The sequence below is a fragment of the Ruegeria lacuscaerulensis genome (genome assembly GCF_013033355.1).
Lineage (GTDB): Bacteria > Pseudomonadota > Alphaproteobacteria > Rhodobacterales > Rhodobacteraceae > Ruegeria > Ruegeria lacuscaerulensis_A.
On the sequence record NZ_WQDY01000009.1, the window covers coordinates 39,921 to 50,767 of the forward strand.

Consider the following 10,847-nt stretch of genomic DNA (forward strand, 5'->3'; position numbering starts at 1 on the left):
TAGGGACGACTGATTATGAGTAAACATGCCGAAATGCGTTTGCCGCATATTTTGGTGGGTGGAATGCCTGTCGCAGTTGCAAGTGACGAAGAACTCACGTCAGCCATGGTTGAAGACGTGAAGCAACGTAGGTCAGGACAGCTGGGCCGTGCGTTGACGGTGTTTTCGTCCAATGCGCATGCAATTTCTGCGTATTCCACGGATGAACGGTTCACAAAGGTCATGAACTCTGCCGATATTGTTCATGCGGACGGCCAGATTGTTGTCTGGGCCTCCAAGTTCATTAAGGGTCAACCCAGAATCCCTGAACGAACTGCGACCACTGACTTTATTCATTCGGCGGCAAAAGTCGCCGTGAAGAATGATCTTAGTTTTTATTTGTTGGGCGGCGTCGAAGAAATAAACCGCGACTGTACTGAAAAACTCAAGGATTTGTATCCCGGTTTGAAGATTGCCGGACGGCGCAATGGGTACTTCGATGAAAGCGAAGAAGATGCCATTATCGAAGATATCAATGCGAGCGGCGCGGATATTCTTTGGGTTGGGTTGGGTAAGCCGAAAGAGCAATATTTCGCTGCGCGCATTGCTCCAAAGTTGGAAAACTGCGCTTGGATTGTGACCTGTGGCGGGTGTTATCATTACATAGTTGGTGATTACGCTCGGGCGCCTTTGTGGATGCAAAAGTCGGGGCTGGAATGGTTGCACCGAATTGCAACTGGTCCGCGATACCTGATCAAAAGGTATGTGCACACCATTCCGCACGCGCTGAGTATTGTTCTGAGAAAAGACATATCCCGGCGATTGCGGCGGCAATAACACACACCGCCGGCGTATTTCGTATTTCAAGTCGTCGGGCGGGTTCTGTTGATGAGTTGGAAGGTGTTTTAAAGTGGCGAAAGTCGGATTTATTGGCATTGGCGCGCAAAAAGCCGCGACAACATGGCTGCATCATGTCCTCGCGGAACACCCGGAAGTGGTAACCAGCGAAACGAAAGAGCTGAACTTTTTCACTGCAAATTATGACCGTGGGTACACGTGGTACGAATCCTGTTTCGACGACAATTCTGAGGGCCGTATCAGGGGTGAGTGTTCGCCCACCTATTTTTTCAGTCGCGACGCAGCTCAGAGGGCACGGGCCTACAACAAAGATCTCAAACTGATCTGCATTTTGCGTGATCCGATCGAGCGGGCGTTTTCGAACCATATGCACGAAATACGCAAGGGCCACATTGATCCGGCAACTTCGTTCGAGACCGCATGGGCGCAAAACCCTGCCTATGCGCTTCAAAGTCACTACAAGGCCAATCTGGAAAGTTGGCTTGCCCATTTTGATCGAGATGCGCTGCTGTTGCTGTTCTCCGAGGATATTTCCGCCGATCCTCGTGGCACCTATGACAAAGTTTGCGACCACCTTGGCGTCGCGGCCGAGGCCAACCCCGTGTCCCTGGGTGCCCGTCACCACGAAAGCATCACGTATAGGATGCCCGGGGTGCAAAAAACACTCCGATATGGCGGCGATACAATCCGTTCGTTGGGCATGCCGGGTCTGGTAAGTTCCCTGAAGGAATTGCCGGGATTGAAACAGGCGCTGTCGATGAACAGGCAGCACCTGAAAACCAAAGTGGCACCGCCAATGCCGGAAACGCGGCGACGCCTGGCAAGTCAGTTCATGCCGGACATGGAATATGTGGCCCAACAAGCTGGTCGGGATGTCTTGCCGTGGCCGACATGGCGGGACGTGTTTGCTGACCGTTCGGAATCCCAAGGGTGAGTCATGGGGTTCTTCCAACCAGTTGGGGCGATTGAAAATGTGCGCTAAGGTTCAGCAAGACCCCATTCTGCATGTCGCGATTTGCATTGCGACTTATCGGCGACCGCATGGGCTGAAAATGCTGATCGAAAGCCTGAATGCGCAGGATCTGGACGGTTGGAATGTCCGGATCACGCTGGTCATCGCGGACAACGCGCCGGATGAAACGGCACAATCCCAGTTGGGTGACATACAGGGGCTTAGCCTTTGGCCGGTGATCTACGTGATCGAGCACGAGCGTGGCATTGTTTCGGCGCGCAATCGGACTCTGGCTGAGGCCCCATATGATGCAAGGTATTTCGCCTTTCTGGACGATGACGAAACGGCCTCTCCTACTTGGTTGGCGCGCATGCTTGATGTGATTGAAACACCCGAGACGGTTGCTGTGCAGGGCGCAGTCCAGCCCAAATATCGGCAAAAACCGCCAGATTGGGTGGACGCACTAGGGCTGTTTCAAATGGGGCCTTATGAACATCGGGCTCAGTTACCTTCTGCCGCTACGAACAATTCGATTGCTGATGCTGCGGTCATTCGGGCGCATGGCCTGCGGTTCGATATGCGCTTCAACACGACCGGAGGCGAGGATGAAGAGTTCTTTTCGCGGTTAAATCAAACGGGCGGCATGATCCGGTCTGCAGCCGATGCGCTGGTTTGGGATGATGTCCCGGAAAACAGGACCACCATGCGTTGGCTAAGCCGACGTTGGTTCCGCAAAGGCAATACATTGGGGCGCATCGCGTTGATCCGGCGTCAGGGGGTGGTTCTACGGATGGTCAAAGGCGTCGGGGCCATCGGGTGGGGGGCAACCTTGTGCCTGTGTTTGGGTTTCGGCTCCAGAGCAAGGATGTATCGGGGTGTTCTTGAAGTCTGTCGTGGTGCGGGAATGCTGGCGGCGATGGCGCGATTAACCTTTTCCGAATATAGCGCGGCGGCCGTTCGGGTCGATCGCATAGGGGGGCGTTGACATGCAGCAGGCAAACCCGGTGTTTTCGGTGGTTATTCCCGCACGCAACATGGAACGTTTCATCGAAGAAACGTTTCAAAGCCTTGTTGGCCAGACCTTCGCAGATTTCGAGGTTCTTTGTATTGACGACGGCTCGTCCGACGGAACTCGAGGCATCATCGAAGAGTTTGCCGGTCGCGACCCGCGTTTCATTCCCGTTGTCGGGCCGGCCAAGGGTGTTAGCGCCGCACGAAACTTGGGTCTAAGTCTGGCGCGTGGTGTCTACGTGTTATTCCTGGATGCGGATGATCTGCTGCATTCTGATGGGCTGCTGTTTTACAAGGACGCTCTCGAAGGTTCTGACGCAATCGGTGCGCTGGCGGGCGTCCAGCGTATTAATGTCGATGGTGAACATCTGCGCGGTGCTGATAACAGGTCGCTGGTACCGGACGGAGAACAACTGCCTGCCTTGTTGAAAAAGAACTTTGTCGTAAACGGAGGCGCGCTTGCCCTGCGCACCGAGGTGGCACGGCTGTCCGGAGGATATGACGAAGACCTGACCGCCGGGGAAGATTGGGAATTCTGGTGCCGTGTCTTGCTGCATGGCCAATTCAGCGTGATCCGAGGCCCGGCTTTGTTGTATTACCGTCAGGTCGCAAACGGGGCGAATTTCAAAACACGCAGTTCGCTGTTTGTGCAGCAGGTGCCTTGCGTCAAGAAGATTGCGGTTAATCCTGAGATGCAAAAAGAATTCGGCGCGCGTTTGCGTTTTCTTTTACGTGCGCGGCACATAGATGCGTTTTGGTCGGGTGTCCGAAATCAGTACCTGTATGGGCGCAAACCCGTCGCCTTGTTCGAAGGCTTGTGTGGCGTGATCATGTACCCGGACAGCTTGTTTCGCCCGAAATTGATCTGGCGCTTCGTTCGCAGTTTGGATCGAAGGGTGTAAGATAGGCGAATGATCAGAAGGGGGCGCATGATCAATGGCTTTGTCTCGGCGTATTTTTTTGTTGCAAAGCACCTGTTTGGCAGGGCTTTTGTCGATTGGGGCCGCGCCGGTTCATGCTCAGGCGCGACAGCATGTGACAGAAGATAGTGTTGGATTTATTGGCGCAAGTACTATCCAGCTCACTCTTGTTGATACCAAATTGGCAGCACCTGAATCTGTTGAAGTGACCCCTAGTGACCGAGTCGTATGGTCGCCGGACCCAACAAAGGATTTCGGTTCGGTTGGGAAGTTGAATGGTCGTTCAGGGAACTTCTCGGGGAATGAGAGTGCAACCATGCCTCAACTTTTCACAAGTTGGGCCAAAGTCGAGAAGGGCAGCCGCTTGGGCGGGTTTCGTCTGGGCAAAGAAGACCATCAAAAGCACGCTTTGGCTGATGAGGCCGATCAGTGGCAAGTGACCGTCGACGGTACAGCCGTGCAGGTGACCGCGCTGTACCGCAAATCTACACCTGTTCAGACGATGGCAGTCGCAAACGGACGTTTCGAAAGCACGAAAAGGCATGTTGTAACCTTCGAACTGGATCAAGACATTCCCGACGGTGCGGTCGTTGCTATCAAGGGGCCATCTGTAAAAAAGATCGAACACCGCCGAGAAAAAAACCCGTTCAGCGAAGCGATCCACATTTGTCACGCCGGATATCCTCTGACCGGGCCAAAGAAGGCATATGTCGGTGCGTGGTGGGGTCAGGACCAGAACGGCCGGGCCGGAAACACGGATGGCGCAGTATCGGAAGACACGGTTTGGCGCCTTACGTCCACCCAAGACGGGGCCGAAGCGATGTCAGGTCGTTTGCGACTTGTGAAACCTGGGGCCGAGCCGCATCGGAAAGACCTTAATTTCAATGGCTGCGATATATATGAGGCTGACTTTTCTGACCTGAATCTCGAGGGAGATTTTCATCTTCATGTCGACGGGTTAGGTCGGTCCTTTCCCTTCCCTGTATCACTTGCACCTTACGACAAAGCCCTGCGACTGGCTGCCCGCTGGTACTATTACCAGAGATCCGGTTGTGAAATTGTGGAACCATTCGGCGAGGGGATATCGCGGCCGCGCGACGGCCACCCCGACGATGGGCTCAGAATATGGCAAACGGACGTTAAACTGGGCGTTACAAGCGAGGGCTACGGAAAAGCGCGCGTTTTTGAATTGCTGTCCGAGTATGTGCAGGGGGCAGGAGGTACCGACGCCGCGCCCGAACTGTCGACGATGTCGACCAATCCAAGCGCATGGGGTGGATGGCATGACGCGGGTGACTGGGATCGCCGCGTGCAGCACATGGATGTGGTCTTTCACATGGCCGAACTTGTCGAGGCTCATGATCACTGTCGAACTCTGGACCTGAATCTGCCTGAAAGCGGCAAACCTTTCGCGCATCCGGCCGTGAAGGCCAAAAAGAACGCGCAGGATATCGGAGATGGTCAAACCGTCCTGCCTGATCTGATCCACGAGGCACTTTGGGGCGCGTCTTTGTGGCGTCGCACACAGCACGAGGATGGTGCGATCATAGGGGGCGTCGAGTATTCCAGAAGCGGGATATTTGGATCGGTTTCATGGAACCCGGTGCAGAAAATCTATGCCTATGGACCCGAGGTCTGGGCCGCTTATCGGTTCGTCTTCGGCGCAGCCAAGCTGGGGCATGTGATCAAGAACACCTGCGCAGACCAGGTGCTGGGCGATGCGATCATTGCCGAAGCCCTGTCGGCGTGGAATTGGGCGGAACAGCAACCCGTGCCGGACATGGACGAAGCTGATGAGACGGCCGTTTTGTCGAAAAGCAGGGTCGCCGAGGCTCGTGTCGCTGCCGCGGCGGCTTTGTATCGGGCGACCGGTAACAAACAGGCGCGCGCCGCGTTTGAAGCTCATAACCCGTTTGCCCCGCAGGCTGATACGCCTGCGGACGGCGTTCGATTGGGTGTCTATCCCTACAGCAATACCGAATATATGAAGGCCGCCAAAGAAGGCAGGCCCGTAAACAGCAAGGTGTATTCCGCGATCGGTCGATGGATAAAATCGCGCGCTTTAAAAGGCGAAAGAATGGGGCGGGATTTCGGGTTGCACACGACGGCCACGTACCCTTGGGGCCGGGGTTGGATGCGTTTTGGTCCCGGCTCGAACTGGAGAGCGGGGCAGTTTGCCATGTACGGTGCGTTGGTAGAGGACGTGCCGCAGGATTTGCTGGACAAGGCTGCGGAAGGCATGTGGTTCGGGCTGGGCTGCAATCCCGCCAATGTCAGTTTTGTGCAAGGAATGGGGCATCGCGATTTTTCGGACCCTTTGATGACCGACCGGCGTGGAACGGCCACGATTCCCGGCCAGATCAGCTTTGGAGTAGCCGGAGGCAAGATGCACAAATGGGAGCAGAGAAAGACACAAGGGTCGATTTACCCTTCTCTCCAGGATGACTGGCCGATTTACAATCAGATCTTCGAAAGTCGCAGTATCGCCGTGACAGCGGAACATGACATGAAGGCGAACGCGATGGAATGGTTGGTTGCCTGTGCATTCGCAACGCGTCGACCCTCTGATGAGGCGTCGGGAAATGGTGACACTACAACCGAATAGGCGCAGGTCTGCCACGAAATTCACAAAGCCGTCTGCTGCTCTTTTACCGGCTTGCGGTGTTCGCTATGTGTAGCTGATCGCCAGTCAAGTGTCGTCGGTTTTCGATGTCCACTTTGAACAATCGGGAGCACGTAAATGCCGTTTCTCCGCCCGGCCCTTGTGGCTTTGATCTTCTGTAGCTTGCCGTTCGCGTCTGCCGCGCAGTCTCAGGACAGTGGGCCGGGGAATTTGCAGATTGAATTGAATGCCTTGCAGGATGTCGAACAGGGCTGTCGTATGAACTTCCTGGTCGAAAACAAAACCGGTGTCGACATAGAAGACGCCAGTTTCGAAACGGTTATCTTCGACACATCCGGCAGTCTGATCACCCTGACGCTGTACCCTTTTCGCGAACTGCCCGTGGATCGTCCCCGGTTACGGCGATTTGACCTGCGCGACGTAAGCTGCGCGTCCATCGGCCAAGTGCTGATCAACGGTGCAAAGAAATGCTCGGTCGACGGCGCAGACAGTCCGATCTGCATTGAGGCACTGAAGCTGAGTACCCGCACAGATGTGGAGCTTCTGGGATGAGCCCGATTGACGCGCTGCGCGAAATCCTGAACCTTGGCGGGCCGGTTGTTGCAATCCTGATTGCCATGTCTGTCGTGACCCTTGCGGTGACGCTCTATAAGGTCTGGCAGTTCACTGTGTCAGGTGTTGGACGGCACCGGGTGTTGTCGCAGGCATTGGCCGCCTGGGATGATGGCGACAAGCAGACGGCGCGCGCGCGGCTGGCCAAAAGCCGCAGCTATCTGGCCCCGTTGGTCGAAGTGGCCATGGATGCGCCGGATGCACCGGGGCTGGACCAACGTCTGGATGCCGAAGCCGGGCTGGCGCTGGCCGGGCTTGAACGCGGCTTTCGCCTGTTGGACACGGTGGCGCAGTTGGCCCCGCTGCTGGGTTTGTTCGGGACTGTTCTGGGTATGATCGAGGCGTTTCAAAGCCTGCAATCCGCTGGCTCGTCTGTTGATCCGTCACTTTTGGCGGGCGGAATCTGGGTGGCCCTGATCACGACTGCTGTAGGGTTGGCCGTGGCAATGCCGACCTCAATGGTCCTGTCTTGGTTCGAAAGCCGGACGGCACGTGAAAGAGTATTCGCCGACAAGGCGCTGCGCACGATCCTTGTGCCGGGGCAAGCGATCCCGCTCGCCGATACTGACCAACCCATGGAAACCGCACCGGGACATGCGTAACAGGGCACCCTTTGTCAGACGACCGCTGTCGATGACGCCGCTCATCGACGTGATCTTTCTGCTGCTGCTGTTCTTCATGCTCACGTCAACTTTTTCGAAATACGCCGAAATCGAGCTGAGTAACGCGACCGGCGGCGGCACTCCCTCTGATACCCCGACCGAACGGTTTTTTGTTCAACTCGGGCCCGAGACGCTGACTTTGAACGGTGCTGACATTACGTTTGATGATCTGACGGCGCAGGTCGAAACCGGCCAGATTCTGATCAGTTTGGGCGAGGCGACCACCTCGCAGCGGTTGGTGGACCTTTTGGTCCGGCTCAGGGGGCGCGAAGGTCTCAGCGTTTTGGTGCTGGAATGATCCGCTCAATCCGTCCCCGCCGCAAACGCGACTCCACGATCGCTCTGATCAATGTCATCTTTTTGATGTTGATCTTCTTTCTGATCGCCGGAACGGTTGCGGTGCCGCTGGATCCGGATCTTCAGCTTGTGGATACGTCCGAATTGGATGGGCGCGAACCTCCCGATGCTTTGGTAATGCACAGTGACGGCAGCCTGAGTTTTCGCGGAACAGAGATTGAGCCCGAAGCCTATATGCAAGGTCGAGAGCCCGGCCCGGTGCGGATCGTCCCCGATCGCGAGGCGCTGGGCGCGCGTCTGGTCGAAGTTACGGGGACATTGCGTCGTCTTGGGGCAACATCTGTATTCGTGGTGACCCAAAAGGCGTTGGAATGATCCGGGGGTCCATTTTCATCGCGGTTGTCGCCGTGCTGGTGTCATTGCTTCTGCATTTCATGGGGCTTGCTTTTACGACGCCAAATCTGGTTCAGGATGCTGGCACTTCGGACGCGCAAGATACGGTTGAACTGGGCAACAGTTTCGAAGACCTTGCCGAACCCGCATCAGCACCGGAAGAGCCGGAGCCTGTCCCCGAGCCCGAGCCGCCAGCCGAAGAAGAAGTTGTCGAAGAACTGCCAGAGGAACCTGAAGTGCCGGTCAGCGAGGCGCTAGTCGCCTCGGAAAACCCTCAGCAGACCTTCTCACCGGATGTTGGTGAGGCCGAAGTTGTGCAGCCCGTAGAAACCGAGCCAGTCGAACCGGATGTGGCTGAGACCGAAGATACATCTGAAGGCGAAGAAGCCGCGAGCGATGAAATTGAAGAAACTCCGTCCGTGGAAACAGCAGAGGTGGTCGAGATACCCGAAGGCGATCCGGACGTTTTGCCCGAGGAACTTGAGGCCCCCACCGAAACGCCGCCCGTGACACCGGAGGTCGAAGAACTTGCAGCGCTTCCTGAACCCGAAGCTGAACCTGTGCCCGAAATTTCCGTCGTGCCGGTTGTGCCGCTTGAAGATGAAGCGGTCGATCCCGTTCTGCCCGAAGCAACCGCCGAGCCGGAAGAGACCGAGGCCGATTCGGAACTGGCTGTTCGGTCCTCGATCCGGCCACAACGGCCCGAACGCGAGCCGACACCCCGACGGCAGGGCGCAAGTAATGGCGCGCGGGATTTCAGTGATCTGAGATTCCCTTCGCAAGAGATCGAGTCGCCCTTATCCACCTATCGGCGCAGCGGGGTCGATAACTTCACCCGAGGCAACAGTGGCACTCGGTCTGGTGGGCGAGGGCCCGGGAATTCGGACACCACCAACTATGCGGGCGAGGTTCTGGTCCATCTGAACCGCGCCCCGGTCGTCTTTGTCTCGGCGCGCGGCTTTGCGCAGGTTTTCTTCCGGATCAATCCTGACGGATCACTGGCCTTTGTCGATGTGGTGGACAGTTCCGGCTCGCCCGAAGTCGACCGCGCTGCCCGCGCGCAAGTTCGCGCCGCCGAGCCGTTCCCTCTGCCGCCCGGAGGAACCAGCCGCAGTTTGTCGTTCTTTTACACCAGCAATTGACCACCATCGGACATGCAGATCGTTTTATCTGCACTCAAAAATTTGGGTTTTGAATTTACCCTTATTTTCAATGCGACAGTCCGGCGCTTGGCCGTTTCAAGGCCCGCCGCCATTTTTGTTGATCACACCTTTGTAATGTTTCTGGTGAATCCCCGAATGGTTCTTAAATAAACGCTAACCGCATGCGGCGGGATCAACGATCAGTGCAAAGATGCAACAAACTCCATTGCGCTGACAAAAAAACGCAAGATACATATTGCGTAATTTCTGTAAATCTAAGAATGGAAGCTCAAGTCGCAATTGCGCGGCTGTCCTCCTCTCGAAATTTATGGAATCACACCATGAAAAAACTCCTCATCGCATCGACCGCGCTGATCGCAACCGCAAGCGTTGCTGCCGCGGAAGTTAAATTCAGCGGCTACGGTCGTTTTGGTATTGGCTACGAAGAAGATCGTTCTGCACAAACCACAACCACGACCGCCGGCGGCGCCGTCAACGTGAACAATCCTTCGACCGACAATACCATTCTGGTGTCGCGTTTCCGCCTGAACATCGACGCCAATGTCGAAACCGACAGCGGTGTCGAATTCCAGGGCCGCGTTCGTTTGCAGGCCGACGACGACTCGTCCACCGGTGAACAGAACGAAGCTGGTCTGAACGGCGCCCGTTTCTCGGTCATCTACGGCGGCTTGCGTGTTGACGCGGGCAACGTCTCGGGTTCGTTCGACAACCTGGATGACTATTTCGGCAACGAACCCGGCCTGGAAGAATTCCTTGGCCAGTACGTTGGCGTTAACTACTCGTTCCTCGAGTACAGCTCGACCGGTTCCGGTGCAAACGCGGTATTCTTCCGTTACACCGTCGGCGATTTCGCGTTCTCGGCCTCGTATGATCAGGACACTCAATTCCTGGGCGCGGGTCAGACTGACGATCGCGATCGCTGGGACGTAAGCGGTTCGTACACATTCAACAACATCACCGCGTCGCTGGCCTATGGTGAGACCGACGAAGGCGCTGGTGTTGAAAAAGAAAGCCTGGCCGTTCTGACCATCGGCGCAGAACTGGGCGATTTCTACGGCACCCTGTTCCTGGCAGACGACGACGTTGCTGACGATGCCGAAAACGGCACTGCCTATGGTCTGTCGGCATCCTACAACGTTGGCGCAGCAACCACCCTGCAGTTCGTTTACGGTGACGGCAATGCGGATGACGATACGCGCAACATCGGTGTTGGTGCCATCTACGACCTGGGCAACGGTGCAACCCTGCGTGGCGCTGTTGGCGAGATCAAAGACGGTGACGAAGACGGCCGCATCCGCGCTGACTTTGGTGCTCAGTTCAACTTCTAAGTTGATTTGAACCATACAGACTATTGGGCGGGTCCTTAGATCCGCCCTT

Annotated in this window: 11 protein-coding genes; all 11 read left to right on the forward strand. The window is 56.2% G+C overall.

Translation table 11 applies throughout. The annotated features are described in order from the left end of the window. Nucleotides 1–105: 105 nt before the first annotated feature. The 11 genes from GOW48_RS15520 (at nucleotide 106) to GOW48_RS15570 (ending at nucleotide 10,798) form a co-directional block, all read left to right on the forward strand. On the forward strand, nucleotides 106–816 hold the full coding sequence (locus GOW48_RS15520; protein WP_170755144.1) for a WecB/TagA/CpsF family glycosyltransferase: 711 nt from the start codon (nucleotides 106–108) through the stop codon (nucleotides 814–816). Nucleotides 817–889: 73 nt separating this feature from the next. Continuing rightward, nucleotides 890–1,771, forward strand: coding sequence for a sulfotransferase family protein (locus GOW48_RS15525; RefSeq protein ID WP_170755145.1), 882 nt, complete (start codon nucleotides 890–892; stop codon nucleotides 1,769–1,771). 37 nt (nucleotides 1,772–1,808) lie between these two features. Next, nucleotides 1,809–2,774: a glycosyltransferase family 2 protein gene (locus tag GOW48_RS15530; RefSeq protein WP_170755146.1), complete on the forward strand. Its 966-nt coding sequence runs from the start codon at nucleotides 1,809–1,811 to the stop codon at nucleotides 2,772–2,774. 1 nt (nucleotide 2,775) lies between these two features. After that, nucleotides 2,776–3,702, forward strand: a complete 927-nt coding sequence (locus GOW48_RS15535; protein WP_170755147.1) for a glycosyltransferase family 2 protein — start codon at nucleotides 2,776–2,778, stop codon at nucleotides 3,700–3,702. Nucleotides 3,703–4,036: 334 nt separating this feature from the next. After that, on the forward strand, nucleotides 4,037–6,325 hold the full coding sequence (locus tag GOW48_RS15540) for a glycoside hydrolase family 9 protein (RefSeq protein WP_170755148.1): 2,289 nt from the start codon (nucleotides 4,037–4,039) through the stop codon (nucleotides 6,323–6,325). 135 nt (nucleotides 6,326–6,460) lie between these two features. Beyond that, entirely contained in the window at nucleotides 6,461–6,895 is a 435-nt protein-coding gene (locus GOW48_RS15545; RefSeq protein ID WP_170755149.1) for a hypothetical protein, read from the forward strand. Further along, nucleotides 6,892–7,557: a MotA/TolQ/ExbB proton channel family protein gene (locus GOW48_RS15550; RefSeq protein WP_170755150.1), complete on the forward strand. Its 666-nt coding sequence runs from the start codon at nucleotides 6,892–6,894 to the stop codon at nucleotides 7,555–7,557. Before GOW48_RS15545 ends, GOW48_RS15550 begins: the two co-directional genes overlap by 4 nt. Before the next feature lie 31 nt (nucleotides 7,558–7,588). Then, complete coding sequence (locus GOW48_RS15555; protein ID WP_170356050.1) at nucleotides 7,589–7,915, forward strand: biopolymer transporter ExbD; 327 nt, start codon at nucleotides 7,589–7,591, stop codon at nucleotides 7,913–7,915. Continuing rightward, nucleotides 7,912–8,289 (forward strand): ExbD/TolR family protein, encoded by a 378-nt coding sequence (locus tag GOW48_RS15560; RefSeq protein WP_170755151.1) that lies wholly within the window; start codon nucleotides 7,912–7,914, stop codon nucleotides 8,287–8,289. Before GOW48_RS15555 ends, GOW48_RS15560 begins: the two co-directional genes overlap by 4 nt. Continuing rightward, nucleotides 8,286–9,449: a TonB family protein gene (locus GOW48_RS15565; RefSeq protein WP_170755152.1), complete on the forward strand. Its 1,164-nt coding sequence runs from the start codon at nucleotides 8,286–8,288 to the stop codon at nucleotides 9,447–9,449. Before GOW48_RS15560 ends, GOW48_RS15565 begins: the two co-directional genes overlap by 4 nt. 341 nt (nucleotides 9,450–9,790) lie before the next feature. Beyond that, nucleotides 9,791–10,798 carry a porin gene (locus tag GOW48_RS15570; protein WP_170355807.1) on the forward strand — a complete coding sequence of 336 codons (1,008 nt, stop codon included), beginning with the start codon at nucleotides 9,791–9,793 and terminating at the stop codon, nucleotides 10,796–10,798. Nucleotides 10,799–10,847: the final 49 nt, after the last annotated feature.